This is a genomic window from Gordonia sp. SCSIO 19800, assembly GCF_018132775.1.
Classification (GTDB): Bacteria; Actinomycetota; Actinomycetes; order Mycobacteriales; family Mycobacteriaceae; genus Gordonia; species Gordonia hongkongensis.
Window position 1 is genome coordinate 1 of record NZ_JAGRQM010000003.1, and the last position, 24,369, is coordinate 24,369.

The 24,369-nt window shown below is 68.3% G+C and carries 24 protein-coding genes; 12 read left to right on the plus strand and 12 right to left on the minus strand.

Translation table 11 applies throughout. The features are described from left to right. Nucleotides 1–144: 144 nt before the first annotated feature. Together KB201_RS04045 and KB201_RS04050 are read right to left on the minus strand one after the other, a co-directional pair. On the minus strand, nt 145–618 hold the full coding sequence (locus KB201_RS04045) for a hypothetical protein (protein WP_058252577.1): 474 nt from the start codon (nt 616–618) through the stop codon (nt 145–147). Between the two features lie 121 nt (nt 619–739). After that, nucleotides 740–1,669 carry an IclR family transcriptional regulator gene (locus KB201_RS04050; RefSeq protein WP_065629147.1) on the minus strand — a complete coding sequence of 310 codons (930 nt, stop codon included), beginning with the start codon at nt 1,667–1,669 and terminating at the stop codon, nt 740–742. A gap of 62 nt (nt 1,670–1,731) precedes the next feature. On the opposite strand from KB201_RS04050, the gene cysD reads away from it, so the two are divergent. The 3 genes from cysD to KB201_RS04065 all read left to right on the plus strand — a co-directional run bounded on the left by cysD (nt 1,732) and on the right by KB201_RS04065 (nt 5,407). Beyond that, a complete protein-coding gene (gene cysD, locus KB201_RS04055) occupies nt 1,732–2,694 on the plus strand; it encodes a sulfate adenylyltransferase subunit CysD (protein ID WP_211538560.1) in 963 nt (320 codons plus the stop codon). Beyond that, a complete protein-coding gene (cysC, locus tag KB201_RS04060; RefSeq protein WP_211538446.1) occupies nt 2,694–4,556 on the plus strand; it encodes an adenylyl-sulfate kinase in 1,863 nt (620 codons plus the stop codon). The genes cysD and cysC overlap by 1 nt, the downstream gene beginning before the upstream one ends. A gap of 71 nt (nt 4,557–4,627) precedes the next feature. Continuing rightward, nucleotides 4,628–5,407: a 3'(2'),5'-bisphosphate nucleotidase CysQ gene (locus KB201_RS04065; RefSeq protein ID WP_211538447.1), complete on the plus strand. Its 780-nt coding sequence runs from the start codon at nt 4,628–4,630 to the stop codon at nt 5,405–5,407. A 12-nt stretch (nt 5,408–5,419) separates the two neighbouring features. On the opposite strand, the gene KB201_RS04070 is transcribed toward KB201_RS04065, so the two are convergent. After that, nucleotides 5,420–5,959, minus strand: a complete 540-nt coding sequence (locus KB201_RS04070; RefSeq protein ID WP_211538448.1) for a hypothetical protein — start codon at nt 5,957–5,959, stop codon at nt 5,420–5,422. A gap of 14 nt (nt 5,960–5,973) precedes the next feature. Then, on the minus strand, nt 5,974–6,144 hold the full coding sequence (locus KB201_RS24755; protein ID WP_249145089.1) for a hypothetical protein: 171 nt from the start codon (nt 6,142–6,144) through the stop codon (nt 5,974–5,976). On the opposite strand from KB201_RS24755, the gene KB201_RS24760 reads away from it, so the two are divergent. Beyond that, on the plus strand, nt 6,143–6,436 hold the full coding sequence (locus KB201_RS24760; RefSeq protein ID WP_249145090.1) for a hypothetical protein: 294 nt from the start codon (nt 6,143–6,145) through the stop codon (nt 6,434–6,436). The genes KB201_RS24755 and KB201_RS24760 overlap by 2 nt on opposite strands. Before the next feature lie 30 nt (nt 6,437–6,466). Here KB201_RS24760 and eccA read toward each other — a convergent pair whose 3' ends face one another. After that, nucleotides 6,467–8,248, minus strand: coding sequence for a type VII secretion AAA-ATPase EccA (eccA, locus tag KB201_RS04080; RefSeq protein WP_211538450.1), 1,782 nt, complete (start codon nt 8,246–8,248; stop codon nt 6,467–6,469). 196 nt (nt 8,249–8,444) lie between these two features. Here eccA and purL point away from each other — a divergent pair, with 196 nt between their 5' ends. From purL to KB201_RS04095, 3 genes are all read left to right on the plus strand, one after another. Beyond that, nucleotides 8,445–10,739, plus strand: a complete 2,295-nt coding sequence (gene purL / locus KB201_RS04085; RefSeq protein ID WP_211538451.1) for a phosphoribosylformylglycinamidine synthase subunit PurL — start codon at nt 8,445–8,447, stop codon at nt 10,737–10,739. 146 nt (nt 10,740–10,885) lie between these two features. Next, entirely contained in the window at nt 10,886–11,257 is a 372-nt protein-coding gene (locus tag KB201_RS04090; protein WP_211538452.1) for a CD225/dispanin family protein, read from the plus strand. Nucleotides 11,258–11,345: 88 nt separating this feature from the next. Then, nucleotides 11,346–11,702 carry a DUF2752 domain-containing protein gene (locus KB201_RS04095; RefSeq protein WP_211538453.1) on the plus strand — a complete coding sequence of 119 codons (357 nt, stop codon included), beginning with the start codon at nt 11,346–11,348 and terminating at the stop codon, nt 11,700–11,702. On the opposite strand, the gene KB201_RS04100 is transcribed toward KB201_RS04095, so the two are convergent. Beyond that, nucleotides 11,688–12,554, minus strand: coding sequence for a glycerophosphodiester phosphodiesterase family protein (locus KB201_RS04100; protein WP_249145115.1), 867 nt, complete (start codon nt 12,552–12,554; stop codon nt 11,688–11,690). The genes KB201_RS04095 and KB201_RS04100 overlap by 15 nt on opposite strands. Before the next feature lie 139 nt (nt 12,555–12,693). On the opposite strand from KB201_RS04100, the gene KB201_RS04105 reads away from it, so the two are divergent. Beyond that, nucleotides 12,694–13,773, plus strand: a complete 1,080-nt coding sequence (locus tag KB201_RS04105; protein ID WP_211538455.1) for a diacylglycerol kinase — start codon at nt 12,694–12,696, stop codon at nt 13,771–13,773. Nucleotides 13,774–13,815: 42 nt separating this feature from the next. On the opposite strand, the gene KB201_RS04110 is transcribed toward KB201_RS04105, so the two are convergent. The 3 genes from KB201_RS04110 to KB201_RS04120 all read right to left on the minus strand — a co-directional run bounded on the left by KB201_RS04110 (nt 13,816) and on the right by KB201_RS04120 (nt 17,497). After that, nucleotides 13,816–15,435, minus strand: a complete 1,620-nt coding sequence (locus KB201_RS04110; protein ID WP_211538456.1) for an HNH endonuclease signature motif containing protein — start codon at nt 15,433–15,435, stop codon at nt 13,816–13,818. Between the two features lie 365 nt (nt 15,436–15,800). Then, a complete protein-coding gene (ykgO, locus tag KB201_RS04115) occupies nt 15,801–15,923 on the minus strand; it encodes a type B 50S ribosomal protein L36 (RefSeq protein ID WP_033205406.1) in 123 nt (40 codons plus the stop codon). Between the two features lie 65 nt (nt 15,924–15,988). Next, nucleotides 15,989–17,497 carry a glutamate--cysteine ligase gene (locus KB201_RS04120; RefSeq protein WP_205334152.1) on the minus strand — a complete coding sequence of 503 codons (1,509 nt, stop codon included), beginning with the start codon at nt 17,495–17,497 and terminating at the stop codon, nt 15,989–15,991. Between the two features lie 55 nt (nt 17,498–17,552). Between KB201_RS04120 and KB201_RS04125 the strand changes: the two genes are divergently transcribed. From KB201_RS04125 to purM, 3 genes are all read left to right on the plus strand, one after another. Next, nucleotides 17,553–17,960, plus strand: a complete 408-nt coding sequence (locus KB201_RS04125; protein WP_068972216.1) for a sterol carrier family protein — start codon at nt 17,553–17,555, stop codon at nt 17,958–17,960. A gap of 151 nt (nt 17,961–18,111) precedes the next feature. Continuing rightward, nucleotides 18,112–19,722, plus strand: coding sequence for an amidophosphoribosyltransferase (purF, locus tag KB201_RS04130; RefSeq protein WP_065629157.1), 1,611 nt, complete (start codon nt 18,112–18,114; stop codon nt 19,720–19,722). Between the two features lie 97 nt (nt 19,723–19,819). Continuing rightward, nucleotides 19,820–20,926, plus strand: a complete 1,107-nt coding sequence (purM, locus tag KB201_RS04135) for a phosphoribosylformylglycinamidine cyclo-ligase (RefSeq protein ID WP_065629158.1) — start codon at nt 19,820–19,822, stop codon at nt 20,924–20,926. A gap of 275 nt (nt 20,927–21,201) precedes the next feature. On the opposite strand, the gene KB201_RS04140 is transcribed toward purM, so the two are convergent. The 3 genes from KB201_RS04140 to KB201_RS04150 all read right to left on the minus strand — a co-directional run bounded on the left by KB201_RS04140 (nt 21,202) and on the right by KB201_RS04150 (nt 23,334). Next, nucleotides 21,202–21,381, minus strand: a complete 180-nt coding sequence (locus KB201_RS04140; protein ID WP_010842099.1) for a DUF3073 domain-containing protein — start codon at nt 21,379–21,381, stop codon at nt 21,202–21,204. A gap of 94 nt (nt 21,382–21,475) precedes the next feature. After that, nucleotides 21,476–22,153: an MOSC domain-containing protein gene (locus KB201_RS04145; RefSeq protein WP_249145091.1), complete on the minus strand. Its 678-nt coding sequence runs from the start codon at nt 22,151–22,153 to the stop codon at nt 21,476–21,478. Further along, entirely contained in the window at nt 22,150–23,334 is a 1,185-nt protein-coding gene (locus KB201_RS04150; RefSeq protein WP_165630551.1) for a folate-binding protein YgfZ, read from the minus strand. Before KB201_RS04150 ends, KB201_RS04145 begins: the two co-directional genes overlap by 4 nt. A gap of 58 nt (nt 23,335–23,392) precedes the next feature. Here KB201_RS04150 and KB201_RS04155 point away from each other — a divergent pair, with 58 nt between their 5' ends. Continuing rightward, nucleotides 23,393–24,262, plus strand: coding sequence for an aminodeoxychorismate lyase (locus KB201_RS04155; protein ID WP_065629161.1), 870 nt, complete (start codon nt 23,393–23,395; stop codon nt 24,260–24,262). Nucleotides 24,263–24,369: the final 107 nt, after the last annotated feature.

The following is a 24,369-nucleotide window of genomic DNA, read 5'->3' on the forward strand; positions in this document are numbered from 1 at the left end:
TGTCTCACCAGGCCCTTCGTGGCTCGTCGCTATCGCTCCTCACACCTCAGGGAGCAATGGGGTCGCTTCTTTCGGATCAGGGACCAGTGGGTGTGGATCCGGATTGAGCAGGGTGCCGCCGGAAGTCATCGGTGGCGGTCCGGCTCAGGGGATGACGATGCTCCCGCTGCAGCTCGTGGACGGCACGCTCCAGAGCGCGTTCCGGTTGACCGCGCTGAAGGTCACGTTCACCCGGCCCTTGCCGATCTGGTTGACGGGGATCACGAAGTAGTGGACGCCCTGGTACGGCGGGTTCACGCGGACGTTGCTGACCTTCGAGCCGCGCTTGCCGGTGGCCAGGTTGTGCCAGTCCAGGCGGGCCGAGGACTGGTAGCCGCCGGGAAAGTAGCTGGTGAAGTCGGCAGCGATGTAGGCGTTGCCGGCATACGTGCTCACGATCGTGCGTCGAGCCAGGAACGGGACGTCGACGACGTTCGGGCTCAGGCCCACGCAGGTCGACAGCGGATACTCGCGGGACACCGCGTTCGCGTCGCCGGTGGCCGCGACGCCGAGCCCGGCAGCCGAGGTCAGAGCGATGGCGGCGGCGGCCAACCGGGTGATCGTCTTGGTGCTGGGCATATCTCGACTCCCTTGCTGGTGGCGACGGTGACGTGTCGTGATCACCGGTCAGTTTTCCGCAGGAAGTCCGTTTCGTGGGTATTTCCGGGCGCAGTGTTCATTCGTTCGGTCGACCCGCCCCTCAGCTGAGATGACTCGAGATGCCGTCGGCGGCAGCACGCGTGGCCTCGCCGAGTCGGCGCACTTCGTCGACGTCGAGGGTGGTGTTCGGGCAGACGACGATCGCCGCGACCACCCGACGGGCGGAGTCGAAGACGGGGGCACCGATGGTGACCACGGGTACCCCCGTGCCGTCGGCCGCGCAGGCGTCGATCTCCTCGGGCAGGTAATCGATGACCGACAGCTCGGTGAGCAGGTCGCCGACCCGCGCGCGCAGGGTGTCCGACATGGTGTCGAGGGAGCTCAGGGCCTCGATCATCGCCACGTGGTCGTCGGTCATGCGCTCGATCGAGTAGCCGCGTTCGGCGACGACGTCGAGCACCATGCCCAGCCGGGTGCGGGTGGACTCGGCGGCCTGGCCGATCCAGTTCGACCGGGCGTCGTCCGGGTCGAAGGCGATGAACTCCCGACAGATCGGCGGGCGGAGCCGGATGCGGCTGCCGTTGCGCAACCAGGGATGCTGCGCGGTTTCCGGTGCCAGGTGGGGCGGAAAGGCGTGCGACGCCAGGGTCACCGCGTCGGCCGAGGTCCGTCGGGCGACGAAACAGGGGACGTCGAACCGTTCGCACAGGTCGCGCGCCGCCGACGCCGCCCACCGGACGAGGTGGTCCGCGCCGTCGGCGTTCCGGACGAGGCCGACGAAGGCCGGTCCGACGCCGAAGGTGCCGGCCGACGGGTCCCGGATCAGCCATCCGCAGTCGACGAGTTCGGAGACGACGGCGTGCGCGGTGGCGCGCGACATCGAGGTCTGACGCACGATCTCGGCCAGCGTCAGCGCCGGTTGTTCGGCGTCGGCGAGGAGTTCGACGATGCGGACGACCCGGGCGGTCGGTGGCGACGCCGCACGTGCCGGTTGACGCGCGTCGGAGAAGTCACCTACGGTTTGTGTCACATTGTCAACACATAGTGTCGAATATTCGACATGTCAAGGGGGTTGCTCCGGTGGCCATCACCATCGACGCCGACGACGGACGTCGTCCCGACGACACCGAGGACCGGCGTCGTCGTCACCACGGTTATGAGCTCTCGCATCTCGCGGCGCTCGAGGCCGAATCGGTGCACATCTTCCGCGAGGTCGCCGCGACCTTCGAGCGTCCGGTGCTGCTGTTCTCCGGCGGCAAGGACTCGGTGGTGATGTTTCATCTGGCCCGCAAGGCCTTCTGGCCGGCGCCGATCCCGTTCCCGCTCATGCACGTCGACACCGGGCACAACTTCGACGAAGTGATCGAGTACCGCGATCGCGTGGTCGCCGAGACCGGGGTTCGCCTGCTCGTCAGTTCCGTGCAGGACGACATCGATGCGGGACGGGTCGTCGAACAGACCGGGCCGGGTGCCAGCCGCAACCGGCTGCAGACGGCCGCGCTGTTGCGCGGCATCACCGAAAACCGGTTCGACGCCGTGTTCGGCGGCGCCCGGCGCGACGAGGAGAAGGCGCGCGCGAAGGAGCGCGTGTTCAGCTTCCGAGACGAGTTCGGCGCATGGAACCCCCGCGAGCAGCGGCCCGAACTGTGGCGGCTGTACAACGGACGGCACGCCAAGGGCGAGCACATCCGGGTCTTCCCGTTGTCGAACTGGACCGAACTCGACATCTGGCAGTACATCGCGGCGGAAAACATCGATCTACCCGAGATCTACTACGCGCACCAGCGCGAGGTCATCCCGCGCGACGGCATGCTGCTCGCGAAAACCCGCTTCCTGCAGGAGCTCCCGGGTGAGGAGGTGCGGACCGAGACGGTCCGGTTCCGCACCGTCGGCGACGCCACGTGCACCGGTTGCGTGCTGTCGGGCGCCGACGACGTGATGAAGGTGATCGAAGAGATCGAGGTGACGAGGCTGACCGAGCGGGGCGCCACGCGCGCCGACGACCGGATCTCCGAGTCGGGGATGGAAGACCGCAAGAAGGAAGGCTACTTCTGATGGGCGACCTCATCGCCGCCGGCGGCGCGACCGAGATGCTGCGTCTGGCGACCGCGGGCTCGGTGGACGACGGCAAGTCGACACTCATCGGTCGGCTCCTCTACGACTCGAAGGCGATCTTCACCGATCAGCTCGAGTCGATCGAGCGCACCAGCGCCGAGCGCGGGGACGAGTACGCGAACCTCGCGTTGCTCACGGACGGCTTGCGCGCCGAACGCGAGCAGGGCATCACGATCGACGTCGCCTACCGGTACTTCGCCACGCCCAGAAGGAAATTCATCATCGCCGACACCCCGGGGCACGTGCAGTACACGCGCAACATGGTGACCGGCGCCTCCACCGCCGATCTCGCGATGATCCTCGTCGACGCCCGCAAGGGCGTGCTGGAGCAGACGCGGCGGCACGCCTTCCTGTCGTCGTTGCTCGGCATCCCGCACCTGACGGTCTGCGTGAACAAGATGGACCTCGTCGACTGGTCGCAGGAGCGGTTCGACGAGATCTGCGCGGACTTCGTCGATTTCGCGACCAAGCTCAACGTCGTCGACCTGACGTTCATCCCGATGTCGGCGCTGCGGGGCGACAATGTCGTCGAACAGTCCGCGGCGATGCCGTGGTACGAGGGGCGTCCGCTGCTGAATCACCTCGAGCACGTCTACATCGCCTCCGACCGCAACCTGATCGACACCCGTCTGCCCGTCCAGTACGTGATCCGGCCGCAGCGCAGCGACGGCGCCGACCACCGCGCCTACGCGGGCACCGTTGCCGGCGGTGTACTCGCCAAGGGCGACGAGATCGTCGTCCTGCCCAGCGGTTTCAGCACGACCATCACCGAGATCTGGGCGCCCGGCGGCCAGCCGATCGACGAGGCCTTCGCGTCGATGGCCGTGTCCGTCGAACTCGCCGACGAGATCGACATCGTGCGCGGCGACATGCTGGCCCGCCCCAACAACCGGCCGTACGTGGGACGCGACCTGGACGCGATGGTGTGCTGGTTCGCCGACGACGCCGAACTGCGACCGGGCAACCGGTATCAGCTGCTCTGCGGAACCCGGTTGACCCGCGCGCAGGTCAACGGGCTCAACTATCGCCTCGACGTCAACTCGCTGCACCGCGACGAGGACGCGGAAGGATTGTCGCTTAACGAGATCGGGCGCGTCACCCTGCACACCCAGGAGCCGGTGACCTTCGACTCGTACCGGCGCAACCGCGACACGGGCAGCTTCATCCTGATCGACGAGGCGACCAACCGGACCGTCGGTGCGGGGATGATCACGGCGCCGGTGAGTCACGACAGTCATGTCGTCTGGCAGGCGACGAAGGTCGGGCGTGAGCATCGTGCGCACCGCGGCGCGACGATCTGGCTGACCGGTCTGTCCGGCTCCGGGAAGTCGTCGCTGGCGGTCGAACTCGAGCGGCGCTTCGTCGCCGAGGGGCGTCCGGCGTACCTGATGGACGGGGACAACCTGCGGCACGGCTTGAACTCGGATCTGGGCTTCTCCGACGACGACCGTCGGGAGAACATCCGCCGGACCAGCGAGGTGGCGGCGCTGTTCGCCGACTCGGGTTCGGTGGCGATCGTCTCGCTCATCAGCCCGTTCGCCGAGGAACGGCAGCGGGCCCGGGAGATCCACGCCGAGCGCGGGCTGCCGTTCTACGAGATCTTCGTCGACACCCCGCTCGCCGAATGCGAACGACGCGACCCGAAGGGGCTGTACGACCGCGCGCGGCGGGGGGAGATCAGTCAGTTCACCGGCATCGACTCGCCCTACGAGCGTCCGTCCGACCCGGATCTGCACGTCACCCCCGACGACGGCCCGCCGTCCGAGGTCGCCGACCTGGTGCTGCGTAACCTGGGTCTGTGAGCGCAGCCTCATAGCCGTCCGGCGCGAAGCGCCGCGTCCTGCCACCGGTATCCCGACCGAGAGGAAACCCCGTGACCGACGATCGTGCCCTGGCCGGTGCCCTGGCCACCGCCGCAGGTGAACTCCTGCTCGACATCCGACGCTCCAGCGGATTGACGGGCAAAGAGCTCGGTCAGGAGGGCGACCGCCGGTCCGACGAGTTCATCCTCGGGCGCCTCGCACAGGAGCGTCCGGACGACGCGGTGCTGTCCGAGGAGTCGGCTGACGACAAGTCGCGGCTGTCGGCGTCGCGCGTGTGGATCATCGATCCGGTCGACGGCACGCGCGAGTACGGCACCTACGAACCCGGCGGCGGTCGCAGCGACTGGGCCGTGCACGTCGCGCTGTGGTCGGCCGACGACGGGCTGATCGCCGGTGCGGTCGCCTTGCCGGCCCTCGGGGTGACCTACCTCGACGACGGTTCCACCGTCGAGCCCGTGGAAGGCCTGGCGTCCCGGCCCCGGACCGGGGTCCCGCGCGTCGTCGTGAGCAGTTCGCGCCCACCGGCGTTCGCCGACGAGGTGGCCGCGGCGATGGCCGGCGAGGTGCTGCCGATGGGGTCCGCCGGGGCCAAGGCGATGGCGGTGGTGCGCGGCGAGGCCGACGCCTACGTCCATGCGGGCGGTCAATACGAGTGGGATTCGGCCGCGCCGGTCGCCGTCGCGAAGGCGAAGGGTCTGTGGTGCGGGCGGATCGACGGTTCGCCCCTCGTCTACAACAACGAGGACACCTACTTGCCCGACCTCGTCATCTGCCGGCCGGAATTCACCGAGGCGATCCTCACGGTCACCACCGAGGGTGCCGGCGGCTGACGTCCGAGCGCCTCAGTGCGTGACCACGACCTTGATCGCGACGATCACGGTCGCCACCAGCGTGACCGCGCCGGAGCTGAACAGCGTTGCCCGACTCGGTCGTTCGTTGTTGAGCCGGTCGATGACGAAGACCGTGCCGCCGATGCGCAGGAGGATCACGATCTCCGCGACGAGCTGGGCGGTGCGGGGCTCGATCCAGCCGATCAGACCGAGCAGCAGGATCGCGCAAGGTAGGAGCGCCGAGGTCAGGATCGGCACCGAGTCGCGGAGATGACCGAGTACCTCCGATCGCGTCGGCTCGACCTTGCCGTCGGACACGCGCCGGGCGACGCCCTCGGCGAAGACGTGCGCGATGAAGGTCGACGCGGCGGTGCCCGCGAGGATCGCGATACCGACGAAGTCGTCCTCGACGTGCAACGGGATGAGCACGGCCAGGATCAGGATGTTGCCGTAGATGTAGGCACTGATGCGCGGCGCGGCGTGCTTGCGTTCGAGCGGGTTGTCCCGACTGAACAGCGGCCCGTGCAGCAGGGCCCACGGACTGTTGCTCATAGCTGGTGAAACTATCAGCGCGGGAGGAGTTCGGCGACGACAGCGGAGATGGTGTCGTCGGGCCGCGTCAGGCAGACCGTCGCCGCCACGGTGGCCACCTGCTGGACATTGTCGGTCACGTCCAGATCGGTCAGGACCGCCGCCCGCCGGGCATCGTCGAGTTCGCGGAACTCCGTGCACGTCATGGTCGACGCGGAGCCGGACCCGGTATCGGAACCGGACTCGGAGCCGCGCGACGGTGACGCACTGGCCCGGCTGCTGTCCGCAGATGTGGCGGGGCTGCTCGTCTCGGTGGCGCTCGTGGTCGGGACCGCGCTGTCGGGTGAAGGCGCGGGCGCGGCATCGTCGGACGAACACGCACCGATCGCCAGCATCATCATCGCGGCCATCGACAGGCCCGCGGCCAGCTCCGCGGGGCGGGATCGGCGGGCGGGAACAGACATCACGGAACTCCTCGGGAAGCGGTCCGGGTGGTGACCCGGTGGTGCGGGATGGGATGGGGTGCGGTCAGCGCATGAGGCCGGAGAGCACGCCCGAGATGGCGGCCCGGACATCCGTGGTCTCGATGCGCATCAGGTCGTCCTGGCTGAGTGAGTCGAAGTCGCCTGCGGTGCTGAGCCGGAACTCGCGCTCCTCCTCGGCCGCCTCGATGATGTTGCGGATGAAACGGCCGTTGCCGGCGAGATCGGTGGCGCGCCGCGCGGTGCCCTGATGCTCGCGGACGTCGTGGTACAGCGGAGCGCACGCCTGCTCGATCTCGAGCATCGCCTCCCGCGTCAACGACGAATCACGTTTGCGCGCAATGAAATCGGCGATGCGGGCGAGCTCGTCGGGAGTGTAGGAGTCGAACCGCACCCGGCGCGCGAAGCGCGACGCCAGTCCGTCGTTGGAGGCGAGGAACCGATCGATCTCGGCGTCGTAGCCGGCGATGATCACGACCAGCCGGTCACGGTCGTCCTCCATCCGGGCCAACAGGGTGTCGACGGCTTCGCGACCGAACGCGTCGCCGCCGGACAGCCCCTGCTGGATGAGCGTGTACGCCTCGTCGATGAACAGGACGCCGTCCATCGCGGAGTCGATGAGCGCCGCGGTCTTGATGGCGGTGCTGCCGAGGTGTTCACCGACCATGTCGCGGCGGGTGGCCTCGACGACCTTGTCGGACTTGATGAAGCCGAGGCCGCAGTAGATCTTGGCGACGATGCGAGCGACGGTCGTCTTGCCGGTGCCGGGTGGTCCGGTGAAAGCCAGGTGCAGGCTGCGGGCCGACGTCGACAGCCCGCGGTCGGCGCGGACCTTCGCCAGGGTCGCGGTGGACTGCAGTTTGGCCACCTGCTGCTTGACCGACTCGAGCCCGATCTGTTCGGCCAGTTCCCGTTGCGCCTCGGTCACCAGCGAATTCTGTTCAGCGGGGTCCCCGGAGGTCGACACCAGGGACTCGGCGCGATCGGGCACCGACTTCGGGTCCCACCGGTCGGTGCGCTCGGCGATCTGCTCGGGCGTCGTGGGTGGCATCCGGTAGGAGGGCGACCGGATGGCGTCGGCCGCGCCGGTCAGCGACGGGTCACGGGCGTAGGCCTGCTCGAACATCGACTTCGCCTTCTCCTCGTGACCCTGCTCGCGCAGCGCGAGGCCGTAGACGAAGATCGCCTGCGTCGAACAGGACGGGATCGGGCCGTCGACCGCGTTCTGCAGGCGCCGCATGCCCTCGCCGTACATGCCGAGATGCACGCACGACGTCCCGGCCATGAAGTCGGCGACGGCCTGCATGTACGGGTCATTCCACCGGTCGGACCTGGTCAGCGAGGTCAGGACGTCGGGCCAGCGTTGGGTGGCGAAGTGCAGGAACGCGCGGACGAAATCCACGATCGGCACGCGGTGCGCCGGGGGCACCTCGTCGAGGACCTCCTCCGCACCGGCGAAGTCCGCGCCGCGGACCAGACTGGCCGCGTAGGCCGCGGTCGCCTCGACGGCATTCGACGCCGGGAAGTCGATCAGCATCCCGGTGTACCAGCGCCCCGCGATCGTGCCGGGCGGGAGCCCGAGCCGGCGCTGCTCCGCGCCGATCGACCCGCGGGCACGATAGAGGCCCAGGAGGACCTCGTTGCTGCTGTCGCCGCAGGCCAGCCGGCCGATCCAGGCGTCGCCCAGGGCCGGGTCCCATTCGGTCGCTCGAGTAAAGGCCTTGGCGGCCTGCGCGGGATTGTCGACCGGTTCCTGACCTTCGACCGGGATGTTCAGGGACAGGACGCCGAGTTCGAAGAGTGCCCTCGCCTTGCGGACATCGGCCATCGTTTCCCCCTGTGTCGTCCCATCCCGCACCCCGACCCCGAACCGTTCTCCCCGGGGACCACGACGACACACCCGGGGCGGTCGCCGGAGACAGAGTATCGCTAGACCGGCGTGACATCCGTCGCAGATCTCCCAGGGTGCGTACCCGAGGCGCCCCGGCGGCCGCAACCGCCCGCGCCCGCCTAGACTTGTTCGAGTGAGTGCCCAGGTGGATACCGTCTCAGCCGCTGCCCAGACCCCGGACCATCCGCAACCGTTCCGCGAACTCGGTCTCAAGGACGACGAGTACGCGCGCATACGCGAGATCCTGGGTCGCCGGCCCACCGACGCGGAGCTCGCCATGTACTCGGTCATGTGGTCCGAGCACTGCAGCTACAAGTCGTCGAAGGTGCACCTGCGCTACTTCGGTGAGACCACCACCGACGAGATGCGCGCGAGCATGCTGGCCGGCATCGGCGAGAACGCCGGCGTCGTCGACATCGGCGACGGATGGGCGGTGACCTTCAAGGTCGAATCGCACAACCACCCGAGCTACGTCGAGCCGTACCAGGGCGCCGCCACCGGAGTCGGTGGCATCGTGCGCGACATCATGGCCATGGGCGCGCGCCCGATCGCGGTCATGGATCAGCTGCGCTTCGGCCCGGCCGACGCCCCGGACACCCGGCGCGTCGTCGACGGTGTGGTGCGCGGCGTGGGTGGCTACGGCAACTCCCTCGGCCTGCCCAATGTCGGCGGTGAGACCGTCTTCGACGCCAGCTACGCCGGTAACCCGCTCGTCAACGCGCTGTGCGCGGGCGTGCTGCGCACCGAGGACCTGCACCTGGCCTTCGCCTCGGGCGCGGGCAACAAGATCATCCTGTTCGGTGCGCGCACCGGCCTCGACGGGATCGGCGGTGTCTCGGTCCTGGCGTCGGAGACGTTTGACGATTCCGAGGGCTCGGGTCCGAATCGCAAGAAGCTGCCCAGCGTCCAGGTCGGCGACCCGTTCACCGAGAAGGTGCTCATCGAGTGCTGCCTCGAGCTCTACCACGCCGGACTCGTCGTGGGCATCCAGGATCTCGGCGGTGCCGGATTGTCCTGTGCCACGAGCGAACTCGCCGCAGCCGGTGACGGCGGCATGCACATCGACCTGGAGAAGGTGCCGATGCGCGCCGAGGGCATGACCCCGGCGGAGGTGCTCTCCAGCGAGTCGCAGGAACGCATGTGTGCCGTCGTGACCCCGGACAACGTCGAGAAATTCCTCGAGGTCTGTCGCAAGTGGGATGTGCTCGCGACGGTCATCGGCGAGGTCACCGACGGCGATCAGCTGGTCATCACCTGGCACGGCGAGACCGTCGTCGACGTACCGCCGCGCACCGTCGCCCACGACGGTCCGGTCTACGAGCGTCCCGTCGCCCGGCCTGACTGGCAGGACACGGTCATCGCGTCGACGACCGAACCGCTGCAGCGCCCGAGCACACCCGACCAGCTGCGCGAGACGCTGCTGGCCATGCTCGCCTCGCCCGCGCTGTGCAGCCGCAAGTTCATCACCGACCAGTACGACCGCTACGTGCGCGGCAACACCGTCCTGGCCGAGCACGCCGACTCGGGGATGATCCGCATCGACGAGGAGACCGGACGCGGCATCGCGCTGGCGACCGACGCGTCGGGGCGCTACACCTTCCTCGATCCCTACCGCGGCGCGCAGCTCGCGCTCGCCGAGGCCTACCGCAACGTCGCCGTCTCCGGTGCGACGCCCAAGGCCGTGACCAACTGCCTCAACTTCGGCTCGCCGGAGGACCCGGCGGTGATGTGGCAGTTCCAGCAGGCGGTCCGGGGACTCGCCGACGGCTGCGCCCAGCTCGGCATCCCGGTCACCGGCGGCAACGTGAGCTTCTACAACCAGACGGGCGCGACGGCCATCCTGCCGACGCCGGTCGTGGGCGTCCTCGGTGTCATCGACGATGTGCACCGCCGCATCCCGACCGGCATCGGCACCGAACCCGGCGAGACACTCATCCTGCTCGGCGAGACCCGCGACGAGTTCGACGGCTCGATCTGGGCCCAGGTCAGTCACGACCACCTCGGTGGCGTCCCGCCGCAGGTCGACCTCGAACGCGAACGTCTGCTCGCCGAGATCCTGTCCGCATCGTCCCGCGACGGATTGATCTCCGCGGCACACGATCTCAGCGAGGGCGGCCTCATCCAGACCGTCGTCGAGGCGGCCCTGGCCGGCGAGACCGGCTGCCGCCTCCTGCCGCCCGAGGACGCCGACCCGTTCGTCTGGCTGTTCTCCGAGTCTGCCGGGCGCGTGCTCGTGGCGGTCCCGCGCACCGAGGAATCGCGGTTCACCGCCATGCTCGACGCGCGTTCGATGCCGTGGACACGCATCGGTGTGGTCGACCAGGGCAGCGACGCCGTCGAGGTCCAGGACTACTTCTCGGTGCCCCTCGCCGAACTCCGTGAGGCGCACGAGGGCACCCTCCCGAGGTTGTTCGGCGACACGGTCTAGGGCACGGCCTAGTTGCATCGCGCAACGGTCCGGCCTGCGAGGATTCCGTTGTATGTCAATGGAATCAATATCGTTTCCAGGCATGTCGCGACCGGTGACGAACGGTTACGCTCCTGGAGTTCTCTGACCGAGTCGAAAGGGCGCAGATGAGCTACCCCAATGATCCGAACCAGCCGCCGAACTACGGCGCGGGTGGCTACGGACAGCAGCCGTACGCCGGGTTCCCGGGCGGGAATCCGGCCGGCCCGGAACCGGACAACAACCTCGTGTGGGCGATCCTGTCCACGGTGCTCTGCTGTCTGCCGCTCGGGATCGTGTCGATCGTGAAGTCGACCTCGGTCAGCAAGCTGTGGGCCGCCGGCGACTACGCCGGTGCGCAGAAGGCGGCCGACGAGGCCAAGAAGTGGGCGATGTGGAGTGCGATCTCGTCGGTCATCATCTGGGTCCTGATCATCATCGTCTATGTCGTCCTCTTCGTCATCCTCCTCGGCGCCTCCGCGTCCACGTCCACGTACTGAGCGTTTCGAGAGGGCCGTCCTCGGACGGGCCTCGGCTCTCTCGAAGCACCGGTATCTCGGGCCGGCGACCGTCGTCGCCGGTACCGGGATGGTCTGCGCGGCCGTGTGGTTCGGCGATCCGACGACGCCTGGTGGCACCCTGCCGGTCTGTCCGACCAAGCTGATCTTCGGGGTGACGTGTCCGGGCTGTGGGTCGCTACGGGCGCTCTACTCGCTGCTGCACGGCGATGTCCCGGCGGCGATGCACTACAACGCCGTCGGGGTGCTCGCAATGGGGTTGCTGCTCTTCGCCTTCGGCGCCTATTGCCTGCGACTGTGGACCGGCCGCCGGGTTCGCAGCTGGCAGCAACTCCGCTACTCCGGGGTCGTCGTGTTGGTGGTCGTGCTGGCCTGGTTCGCCGTCCGCAACATCCCTGTCGAACCGTTCTGGTCACTGCACGTCTGAGCGTCGGCTGCTGCCGCGGATCCAGCGCACCAGCCGCGAACCGGAATCACGTGCGGGGGCATCGAGGTCGAGCGTCGCCAGGGCCTCGGGATCATCGGTCGTGATCTGGTCGACCCGTAACTCCAGCAGTCGCCTGATGTCCGGGATGACGCGCGGTCCGACCCGCGTCACCGTGTACCCGTCGACGAGCCGACCGCGCTCGTGGAACGCGCCGATCAGGTCGTGGCCGCGGTGGTCGGCCGCCAGTATCAGCCGGTTCTCCAGGTACACCATCTCGGCCTCCGGCGATGCCGCCACCGCGCGGTCGACGAAGCCGTCGAAGTCCCCGGAGCGGATCGCCGCGTCGGCGGCACCGTGATGGCAAGGGTCGTAACCGATCCGGATGCCCGGTGCGGCCGAGGTCAACGTGTCGACCGCCGCGGCGTCGCCGCACGACAAGATGTAGTGCCGAGCGTGGGACGCGACACTGCGGGCGAACACCGCCACGGCCTCGGGATCGAGCGCGGCGTCGTCCTCCTTGAAGTCGAGCTGGAGGGACGCGGTGGGCGCGATGTCGACGCCGTCGAAGAGTTCGGTCAGGTCCTCGAGCAGGAGGACGTGCTCGTCGACGGGCCGGCCGCGGTTGTCCCGCAGGGACAGTTCCCGCAGATACGACGCCGGGAGCGCCGACACCACGCCGGTGCCGGTGGTGGCGTGGTCGACCGTGCGGTCGTGCAGGACGGCGAAACCGCGCTCGGCGTGGATCACCAGATCGATCTCGATACTCGCGCCGAGCCGCATGCCCTCGACGATCCGGGTCGCGGTGAACGCCGTGTCGTCGGCGCGCCGCCGGCCGCGGTGCCACTTGAGCATCGTCCGATGGCCGTCGTGGTCGATGTGGATCGGGGCGGCGGGGTCCGGGGGCGACGTCGCGGTCACAGCTCCCGACTCTAGCGAGGCGCATCTCGCCGAATCGGCACGGCGAAGTGGAACGTGTTCTAGTTTGGATCGCATGACATTGCGCGTGGTCGAGTGGTCGACCGGAACCGTCGGACGACATGCCATCGCCGGGATCGACGCCCGGCCCGACCTCGAACTCGTGGGTGTGTGGGTGTCCGACCCCGCCAAGGTTGGCAAGGACGCCGGCGAACTCGCGGGTCTCGACCGTGAGCTGGGTGTCGCGGCGACCGGCGACCGCGACGCGCTGATCGCCCTGAAACCCGACTGCATCGTGCACACCGCGATGACCGACGACCGCGTCATGGAGTCGATCGAGGATCTGATCTTCTTCGTGGAGAACGGGATCAACGTGGTGTCGAGCGGGCCGGTGGTCCTGCAGTTCCCCCATGGCATCCTGCCCGACTCGCTGCTGGATCGGATCGCCGCCGCGGGTGCGGCGGGTGGCGCGAGCCTCCACGTCAACGGCATCGACCCGGGTTTCGCGAATGACGCACTGCCGCTGGCGATGACGAGTCTCTCCCAGCGCATCGACGAGATCCGCTGCCAGGAGATCGCCGACTACTCGACCTACTATCAGCCCGTCGTCATGCGTGACCTGTTCGGCTTCGGGCAGCCCCTGGACGCCACGCCGCTGCTGTTCGCACCGGGCATCCTGTCGATGGGGTGGGGGAGTGTCGTGCGACAGATCGCCGCCGGACTCGACCTCGTGCTCGACGAGCCGCTCGTGGAACGCGTCGAGCGGGTCGAGGCGGACCGCGACTACTCGACGGTGTCCGTCGAGATCCCGAAGGGCACGATGGCCGCGGTCCGGTTCGAGGTCGCCGGTCAGGTCGACGGCGTGGATCGCATTGTGCTGGAGCACTATACGCGCACCCACCCCGACCAGTGCCCGGACTGGCCGACCCCGAACGAGGGCGACGGCTGCTACCGCATCGCCATCTCCGGCGAACCGGAGATGACGGTCGAGTTCGGGCACCACGGTGAGAACGGCGACCACAACGTGTCCGGGATGATCGTCACCGCGATGAGACTGGTCAATTCCGTTGCGGCGGTGGTCGATGCGAAACCCGGCCTGGTAACCGCGCTCGACCTCCCGCTCGTGACGGGCCGGGGGCTCTGCGCGCAGAAGTAGCCGCACTCGGCGACGGCGGGCGATGTGATCCGCAAGCGCGAGTCATCGAGTGGCGAGTAACTCCATGAGGTGCGCTTCGACGAGGGACGGCCGGGGTGTGAGTGGTCCTGGGCGGGGTGGTCGGACGTCGATGACGTGGCTGGTTTTCAACCATGATCGGCGCGCGTGATGTGGGCGTGGCTCATCGCCGGACGTGGTGCGTCCGTGGATCTCTCGCCGAACCTGTTCCAGGTGGGCCTGCAACCGCTTGGGTATGTCGGGTCGGCGGTTGATGTGTTCGGGGTTGGGTGGTGCGCCGGGTTCGGCGTTGAGTCGCCAGGCGCAGCGGCCTTCGTCCGGTCCGTCGCGTACTACCCGGGTGGTGTATCGGCCGGGTTGGTCACCGACCATGCGGTTGTGTCGCGGGCAGGCGGGTGCGAGGTCGTCGATGTCGGTGAGACCGCCTTTTGCCCAGTCCTTCTGGGCGTGGTGGAGTTCGACGTGGGTGGCGGGTTGGTCGCAGCCGGGTGCCGAGCACACTTCCCCGTCGGGGCGGGCGAAGGAGACGAGGCGTTGTTCGCGGGTCGCGAGGCGTTTGCCGCGCCCGAAATGTAGGGGGACGGTGGTGGCGTCTTTGAAGATCGCCAACCACGGCTGGACCTCACCGGCCATCGCGATCAGGTCCCGGATGGGCAGCAGGGTTCCGGTGGCGGTGGTGGCGAGTCCGGCTTCGCGGATGAGGTCGTTGAGGTCGGTCTTGATGATCAGTTGCACGGGCAGGCCTCGGTGCGACGTGCCGAGTGTCCCGTCGGCGAAGCCCGCGGCCAGGGCGGCGTCGAGCGCATCATGATTCGTCTGGGCGAGAGTGCGACCGTCGCGGTCGACTGCCGCGGCCAGGGCGTCAGGGTCGGCGGCACCGGCCGGTCCGCTGGGCGAGTCGGGGTCGTCGGGGTTGTTGAGTCCGGGTTTGCCCCACACGGCGAACATCATCGACAACCGGGCGTGGAGTTCGGGAGTCAGCGTGCCCGAGATCTTCGCGGTGCCATCGGCGCGTTGCCGACCGATCCACAGGCCGCGGCGCCTCTTGCGTTCCGAATCGTCGGCCAGAGTGCCGTCAGGATCGAGATGAGCTAGCAACCGCGCACCGAGTTGAGTGATGTCAGCCGGGGTGTGGTCGGCGGCGATCTCGGCCATCTGCCGCTCAGCCGCGACCTTCACATCGTGGTCAGTTCCATGAGGGATCTGGTCGAGGACATCGAGGACGGCCTGCACATGCGCAGAGCCGACAGAACCTTGTGCGAAAGCCTCAGCGAGGCACGGATGTTCAGGTGGTAGGACCTCGCCGCCGAGGCTGGTGCGGTGGGCGGTGGCGTCCATCTGCTTGCGACGCCGCATCGGGTTCGAGACTCGTAGCCGGTGTGTCATGAATTGCATGAGGGTTCGGCACCCCGTCTTGCGGGGCAGGTCGCGGGCCTCGACCTGATCGATCTGCCGGTCTCCGGCGACGGTCAGACGCGCGATGGCGCGTTCGGTCTCCGCGGCCACCTCGGCCAGTTCGGCATCGGTACACGGCGACAAATCCACCGACTGCAGTTTGTCCAGGGTGCGATGCAGATCAGCCACCAACTCGACCACCCGGGGAGCCGGCACGGACGCGTCGTCGGTGTGTGTGATGCCGGACATGACGGTGACCTCCCCCCGAGAACCGTTGCAGCGAATGTACGTTCGAGTGTACACGAGTCCGGCGGGTCTAGCCACGAAAACAATTGCCCGGCAATATGAATCAGAGTCATTGCGTTGCGGGAACTTGTCGGTGGGCGCCGGTAGGATCTCGCGGGACGACGACCACGTTGTCTGGGTCGGGCGGCATCATCGCCACGACGGCAGGCCGCGCCTCGAGTTGAGCGCGCAGTTCCTGCCGTCTGTGTGACTACTCGACGCCGCCCGTCGACGCGGGGACCCTGATGCTGCAGTCGCAGCACGAATGTCGTTTCCAGCGGAGTTGCTCGGCCGCGACGATAGCATTCTGGGCGGCGAGTGCTCGACGATCAGCCCTGGCGCGCCTTGAATCTGGGGTTGCCCTTGTTGATCACGTAGATGCGCCCCTTGCGCTTGACCACTTGTGAACCGGGTTGGTTCTTCAACGACCGGATGGATGCACGGACCTTCAACGGAGCCTCCTTAATGGAAATTGTTTCCATTAAAGCAGGTCCGTCGACGAGCGCCGAGGCGGGTGTCAGACCTCCCAGGTGTGCACCGGCTCGCCCTCGTGCATCTGGGTCACGTAGTCGCGGAGCATCCCGTGCAGCGCCTGTGTCCGGCTCTCACCCGCGCGTTCGCGGACTGCGACCGCATGGCGTTGCCAGACCGACCCGGTCTGGCGGGAGATGCAGCGTCCCTCGATGACCGACAGGTAGCGCTTGCGGGCCTTGTCGGAGACGCCGAACCGGCGCAGCCCGTCTTCGGCGAGCGCCAGAAGTCGGCGCAGGACGAGTTCGTCGGGTCGCACCCAGCCGACGTCGGGCCAGTAGAGCTGCGACTCCATGCCGGTGCGGGCGCCGGACTGCAGGTTCTCGGCGGCGGCGTTGAAGGACATCCGCGACCACAGCGGACGGTCGGACTCGACGAGGCCTCGGACGACGCCGTAGTAGAAGGCGGCGTTGGCCATCGTGTCGACGACCGTGGGACCGGCGGGCAGCACGCGGTTCTCGACGCGCAGGTGGGCCTGTCCCTCGTGGATGTCGTAGACCGGACGGTTCCAGCGGTAGACGGTCCCGTTGTGCAGACGCAGTTCGTCGAGGGTGGGGATGCGTCCGTCGTCGAGCTCGGCGAGCGGGTCGGTGTCGGTGCAGACGGGGAGGAGCGCGGGGAAATAGCGCGTGTTCTCCTCGAAGAGGTCGAAGATCGTGTTGATCCACCGCTCTCCGAACCACACTCGCGGCCGGACACCCTGGTTCTTCAGCTCCAGCGGCCGGGTGTCGGTGGCCTGTTCGAAGACCGGGATGCGGCTCTCGTGCCACAACGCGGTCTCGGCGAGGAAGGGCGAGTTCCCGGCCAGGGCGACCTGCACCCCGGCGATGGCCTGTGCCGCATTCCAGTGCGAGGCGAAGTCTTCCGGCGCCACCCGCAAGTGAAGCTGTAGTGAGGTGCAGGCCGCCTCGGGCAGGATCGAATCGGTCGAGGTGCGCAGGTGCTCGGTGTGGTGTCCATCGGTCAGCGGGACGCCGGTGATGTCGATCTCGAGATCCTCGCCGCGGGCGGCGAAGATCTGCTCGTTCAGCAGGTCGTAGCGCGGGTTCGCCGAGATCCAGTGATGCGCGAAGTGTTCGGACTTCAGTGTCGGCAACATGCCGATCATGACCAGGTGGCTCGACGTCTGTGCGGCCCGCTGCTCGGCCCGGTTGAGCGACGTCCGCAACGCCTGCTCGAGCGAGATCGTATCGTCGGTCGTGAACGGTCGCGGCGAGACGTTGATCTCGATGTTGAACTGGCCGAGTTCGGTCTGATAGTCCGGATCGGCGATCGCCTCGAGGACGGCGGCGTTCGCCATCGCGGGTTGCATGTCCTCGTCGACGAGGTTCAGTTCGACCTCCATGCCGAGCAACGGCTTCGGCGGACGGCCCTGATCGGTGAACAGCCCGTCGGCGAGCATCCGCGCGATCGCTTCCGTGCCGCGACCCACCTGACGCCGGAAACGAACCCGGTCCTCGCCGGTGAACTGCTGTTTGGACACCTCGGCTCCCATGCGGTCAATACTGCCCGATCCGCATCGGCGCGAACCCCCTTGCGAAGATGGCCGGGTGCCACCACGCAGGAGAGTGGACCCCGCCGAGGTCCGGGCCGCGGTGCTGGCCGTCTCGGACTGGCTCGTCGACCCGACCGTGCCGACCCCGGGACGCGCCGCCCTCGCCGACGCCGTCCGTCGATCGGCCCGGACACTCGAGCAGCTCGCCCCCGGGAACTCGGTCGAGGTCCGGATGCCCCCGTTCGTCGCGGTCCAGTGCATCGAAGGTCCCCGTCACACCCGCGGAACGCCGCCGAACGTCGTCGAGATGGCGCCGCGGACCTGGCTGCTCCTCGTCACCGGTGTCCTCACCTACGACGACGCCCTCGCCGCGGGCCTGGTGGATGCGTCCGGGCATCGCGCGGCACTCATCGCCGACCTGCTGCCGCTCATCCCGATCGGCCCGCCGGGCGACCGGGAGTAGGAGTGTGATGCATCACTCGACCGGGGCGTCGGGAATGACCCGCCGGTCGACACCGCTGGAAGATTCGCATCGGGAGCCGACCGACCCGTAAACTCACGCATGTCTCCCAGCCCACTCGACGGACCGATTCGCAGCCCCAGGGAGCTAGTCGATGCCTGATCATTCGATCGCCCACATGAACCTGCTCGCTGCCACGACGCCGGCGGGCGGATGCTCCGCACGCGGCTCGGGTGCGATCAATCCGGCCCCGCTGGACGATCTCGAGAACGAACCGCGTGAGGAATGCGGTGTCTTCGGTGTCTGGGCGCCCGGCGAGGACGTCGCCAAGCTGAGTTACTACGGCCTCTACGCCCTGCAGCACCGCGGCCAGGAAGCCGCGGGCATCGCCGTCGGCGACGGCAGCCAGGTGGTCGTGTTCAAGGACCTCGGACTCGTCAGCCAGGTCTTCGACGAGCAGACCCTGGGTGCGATGAGCGGGCATGTGGCGATCGGCCACTGCCGGTACTCCACCACCGGCTCGACGACCTGGGAGAACTCGCAGCCGATCTTCCGCACCACCGACGCCGGGACCGGCGTCGCCCTGGGCCACAACGGCAACCTGGTCAACACCGCGGACCTCGCGGCGCGTGCACGCGAGCAGGGGATCAAGAGTTCGGCGGCGACGTCGGACTCCGATGTCGTCGGTGCGCTCCTCGCGCACGGCGCCGCGGACAGCTCGATCGAGCAGGCCGCGATGGAACTGCTGCCCACCCTCAAGGGCGCGTTCTGCCTGACCTTCATGGATGAGCACACGCTCTACGCCGCGCGCGATCCGCACGGTGTGCGCCCGCTGTCACTCGGCCGCCTCGACCGCGGCTGGGTCGTCGCCTCGGAGACCGCCGCCCTCGACATCGTGGGTGCGTCGTTCGTCCGCGACATCGAGCCGGGCGAGCTCCTGGCCATCGACGCCGACGGCGTGCGCAGCACGCGCTTCGCCGAGCCGACCCCCAGCGGCTGCGTCTTCGAATACGTCTATCTCGCCCGTCCCGACTCGGTCATCCACGGTCGTTCGGTGCATTCGACCCGCGTCGAGATCGGTCGCCGACTCGCCAAGGAACACCCCGCCGACGGTGACCTGGTCATCCCGGTACCGGAGTCGGGCGTGCCGGCGGCCGTCGGGTTCGCCCAGGAATCCGGGATTCCGTACGGCCAGGGACTGATGAAGAACGCCTACGTCGGCCGTACCTTCATCCAGCCGTCGCAGACGATCCGCCAGCTCGGTATCCGCCTAAAGCTCAATCCGTTACGCGAGGTGATCCGCGGCAAACGGCTCGTCGTCGTCGACGACTCGATCGTGCGCGGCAACACCCAGCGCGCGCTCATCCGGATGCTGCGCGAGGCCGGTGCCGCCGAGGTGCACGTCCGCATCGCGTCGAGCCCGGTCCGGTGGCCGTGCTTCTACGGGATCGACTTCGCGTCCCCGGCGGAACTGATCGCCAACGGCATGGAGTCCGAGGCCGGAATGGTCGAGGGGGTCCGGCAGGCCATCGGTGCCGATTCGCTGGGGTACATCAGCATCGACGAGATGATCAACTCCACCGGGCAGGCCGCGTCGAGCCTGTGCGCTGCGTGCTTCGACGGCAAGTACCCGATCGAGCTGCCCAAGGAAACCTCGATGGGCAAGGCGGTCCTCGAACAGATGCTGGCGAGCGCGGCCGGCGACCGCTCGGTGGACCCGCTGACCCAGCCGAACGACAACGTCAGCGCGGTCATGCGGCCCTGATTTCGTGCCGTAGGCCCTCCGGTACCGTATGACCCGTCGGCGAACACGCCGGAAACAACGTTCGACCGAGATTTTCTGGAACGGGAGTGCTGCGGTGATGACGGAGCGGGATGCTGCTGCCGACGAGACGGCCGGGAGCTCGACACCGGCGTCGTATGCGGCGGCCGGGGTCGACATCGACGCCGGTGAGCGGGCTGTGGAACTCATCGCGCCCCATGCCAAGCGTGCGTCTCGTCCGGAGGTTCTCGGCGGGATCGGCGGTTTCTCCGGTCTGTTCGCACTCAAGGGCAACTATCGGGAGCCGGTCCTGGCCGCTGCCAGCGACGGCGTCGGCACCAAGCTCGCCGTTGCGCAGGCCATCGACAAGCACGACACCGTCGGCCGCGATCTCGTCGCAATGTGTGTCGACGACCTGGTCGTCTGCGGCGCCGAGCCGCTGTTCCTGCAGGACTACATCGCGGTCGGCAAGGTGGTCCCCGAAACGGTGGCCCAGATCGTCGCCGGCATCGCCGACGGTTGTGTCGAAGCCGGTTGCGCCCTGCTCGGCGGCGAGACCGCCGAACACCCCGGCCTGATGCAGGACAACCACTACGACATGTCCGCCACCGCGGTCGGTGTCGTCGAGGCCGACAACGTGCTCACCCCGGACCGCGTCCGCGCCGGCGACGTCGTCATCGGCATGGGGTCGTCGGGATTGCACTCCAACGGGTATTCGCTCGCCCGCAAGGTGCTGCTCGAGTGGGGTCACATGGACCTGTTCGGTCATGTCGAGGAGTTCGGTCGCACCCTGGGCGAGGAGCTGCTCGAGCCGACCCGGATCTATGCCCGCGACTGCCTGGCCCTGATCGCCGAGGCTGACGTGCGTACATTCGCGCACATCACCGGCGGCGGCCTCGCCGAGAACCTCGCGCGCGTGATCCCGAACGGGCTCGTGGCCGAGCTCGAGCGCAACACGTGGACGCCGGCCCCGATCTTCGCGCTCATCGGTCAGCGCGGCCGTGTCGAACAGCTCGAGATGGAACGCACCTTCAACATGGGCGTCGGCATGGTGGCGGTCGTCGCGCCGGAGGACACCGACCGCGCGCAGGCCGTGCTGACGGCACGGCACGTCGACAACTGGGTCCTCGGCACCGTCAAGCGCGCGAGTGACCGCTCGGACAACGACTCTCGCGTCACCCTGCTCGGGGAGCACCCGCGCTTCTAGCGCGATCGGTGAATCCGCAACTCTCGCAGAGACATTGGAGCGGGGGAGCAGCCGCACACACAACACCGACGCCCGCCGGAGGGGATTCCCTCGGCGGGCGTCGGTGTCTGTTCATGACGGGATCACCCCGGAACGGTCGCATGAGCACGCACCACCCATCAGAAACGGGTGGTGCGTACGAAGTCATGGTCCCGCGTCGCCGCGGGTCCGCTCATGCGGAGAAAATGTGGGGTGATCCCGGGCGTCGAGAGATCAACGCCCGAAGAGTGTGCGCGTCAAGCGCGTCGCCACTCCTCTTCGTCCACCCAGTCGTCCACCGGATCCGGTCGTTCTACAACCGGATCGCCCTGTCCGGAGAGCTCACGCTGCAAGCTTTCCAGGTCGGTGTTCGGAGTGGAGTACTTCAGCTGACGTGCAACCTTCGTCTGCTTTGCCTTTGCCCGGCCGCGGCCCATATGGGACCCCCTCGCACAATGACGGGGCGGCCAAACAATTGGCGGCCCCGTTCTCTTGAAGTAATTCTGTCGTGGGGACCAGTCTAGCGCGCCTCTAGGATTTGTGTTGTCCACCCTGTGTTGCCGCGCCGACGCGTCTTTGCGACTTGTTCACCATCTTGGTCGCCTCGCGGCGGACCTTCGCGGGTAGATCGTCCTGCGCGAGCAACGACCGGATCGCCTCGACGTCACCGCCGGCGAGCAGATCACGTGATCGCACACCGTGACCGGGGCGGTAAACGACGGTGATCCGATCGCCCTGCGCCACCGTGCCGTCGCGGACAACGCGCAGGTAGGTGCCGAAATCTGCCTGCGCCAGGAACCGCTTCATCCAGCGTGGCTCACCCGCCCACACCGCGAAGGTCTTGCAGGGGACGCGAGGGATGGTCACCTCGAGGACCAGCCCGTCGGTGCCGACTTCCCATCGCTCCCCGACGACCGCATCGGTGACCGCCATCCCGTCGATGCGCAGGTTCTCCCCGAACCATCCGTAAGGAAGCTCACGTCCGAGCTCGTCGGCCCATCGGCGCGCCTCGGGATCGGCGTAGGCGTACACCGCCTGATCGACGCCGCCGTGGTGTCGCTTGTTACCCACGTGGTCGTCGACGAGACCGAGTTCGTCGACGTCGAGGCGCCCTCTGCGGGGCCGCTTGTCGATGGCGGAGGGGCCGATGCCCTCTAGGATCACGTCGTCGCCGGCCGCGCACACGGCCAGCACCACACCCGTGCTCAACCGTTGCGTCCCGGCGCCGCCGAACCGCTGCGGAGTCGTTCCACGGCCGCGCGTCCCGCCTGGACCCGATCGTCGTCGCGAATCGAATCCGGATCGATCCGCGCGCTGACGGCGGACTCGGCCCCGACCGACAACTCCACGTCGGCGCCGACGTTGCGCTTGACGAGTGCCAGCGCGATGGGACCCCACTCATGGTGGTCGACGACCGTGCCCACCCGGCCGACGGTTCGTCCGCCGACGGTGACCGGGTCGCCGGGGACGGGTCGCTCGTCGACGCTCCCGTCCAGATGCAGCAGGACCAGCCGTCGAGGCGACTTGCCGAGGTTGTGTACGCGGGCGACGGTCTCCTGGCCGCGGTAGCAACCCTTGTCCAGGTGGACCGCGCCGAACTCGTCCGGACCGCCGATCCAGTCGACCTCGTGCGGGATCGTGCGTTCGTCGGTGTCGGCGCCGAGCCGGGGTCGGCGGGCGGCCACGCGCAGGGCTTCGAAAGCCCAGCTGCCGGCCATTCGCGCGCCGGCCTCGGACAGCGTGTCCCACCAGCGGGTCAGCACGTACTCGGGCACCACGAGGTCGACGACCGGCAGGTCCCGGTCCTCGCCGAGCGGGGGCATGCGCCGCCAGAAGCCGAGCGGTTCGTCCTCGTGGTGCGACTCGGGCAACCCGCCCGCCTGGTACACGACGGCGTCCGCGCCGATCTCCAGGAGATCAGCGACCGGACCGTCGAGGGCCCCGGGCCCGATCAGCGTCAGGACCTTCATGTCCGCACGCGCGGCGGGTTCGGCCTTGGCCCAGAACACCATCTTGGTCAGGAAGTCGAGCAGCGGTCCGCCGCGGGAACCCTCGGTGTCGATCCACGCCACGCCGTCGATGTCGGTGAGGACGAAATGCTCTTCGACACGACCGTTGAGGTCGAGAGAGAGGTCTTCGGCGCTCGACCGGTCGGCGAGGGTGGCGATGTGCTGGCTGCTGATGGTGTGCAGCCAGGTCAGGCGTTCGGCGCCGGCGATCTCGAGAACGGCGCGGTCGGACCTGTCGACGATGATCACGCCACGTTGTGCGGCTCGTTGTTCGCCGAGGGGGTCGCCGTAGTGCCACGCGGTGTCGGCGGAGAGGAGGTCGCCGGGGCCGGGCACCGCCCCGCCCTCGGAATGCCTGGTCAGGATGGGTGAGCGGCTCACGCGTCGATTCTACGGGTCGATTCGGCGCGGGGCTGCGACGCATGACAACCTTCTATCCATGGCGGATTCGATCCTTGTCTCCCTCGACGGCACCCGACACGATGCCGACGCTCCCTTCCTCCACGCCGACGACCTGGCCGCGGTGCGCGGTGACGGCATCTTCGAGACGCTTCTCGTGCGCGGCGGCCGGGCGCGATGCGTCCGACTGCATCTCGAGCGACTGGCCCGGAGTGCGGCCGCGATGGAACTCGACAAGCCCGATCTCGACGAGTGGCGGGCGGTGATCGAGACCGCGACGCAGGCGTGGACGGAGAAGCACGGGTCGTCGGGTGAGGCACTGCTGCGGCTCGTCTACTCCCGCGGACGCGAGCACGGTTCGGCGCCGACCGCGTACGTCACCGTCGACGCGGTGCCCGACCGGGTGTCGGCGGCGCGTGCGGACGGTGTCCGGGTGGTCACCCTCGCTCGCGGCTTCTCGATCGACCTCGCCGCCACGGCGCCCTGGCAGCTCCTCGGCGCGAAGACCCTCAGCTACGCCACGAACATGGCGGCCCTGCGCCACGCGTCGGCCGAGGGCTTCGACGACGTGATCTTCGTCAGCAGCGAGGGCGCCGTCCTCGAAGGGCCCCGAGCCACGGTCGTCGCCGTGTACTCCGACACCCTGGTCACACCGCCGACCGAGATCGGGATTCTCGAGTCGACCACCGTGCGTGCGGTTTTCGATGTCGCGGAACAGGAGGGTTGGACGACCAAGACCGACGTCCTACGGCCCGAGGATCTGGTGGCGGCCGACTCGGTCTGGCTGGTGAGCAGCGTGACCCTCGCGGCGCGGGTCACCCATCTCAACCGGTACGTGATGCCGCTCGCCGCGGACGCCGCGAAGTTCACCGATCTGGTCGACCGGGCCATCTCGGTGGACGACAATTGATCCCGGTCACCCCCACCTGATCTCGTCCGCCTGGGGCACACACCCGCGTGGGTGAGAGGGAAGACACCGCTTCGAACTGGTCGGCGGGACCTTTGGCGCTTGTAAGG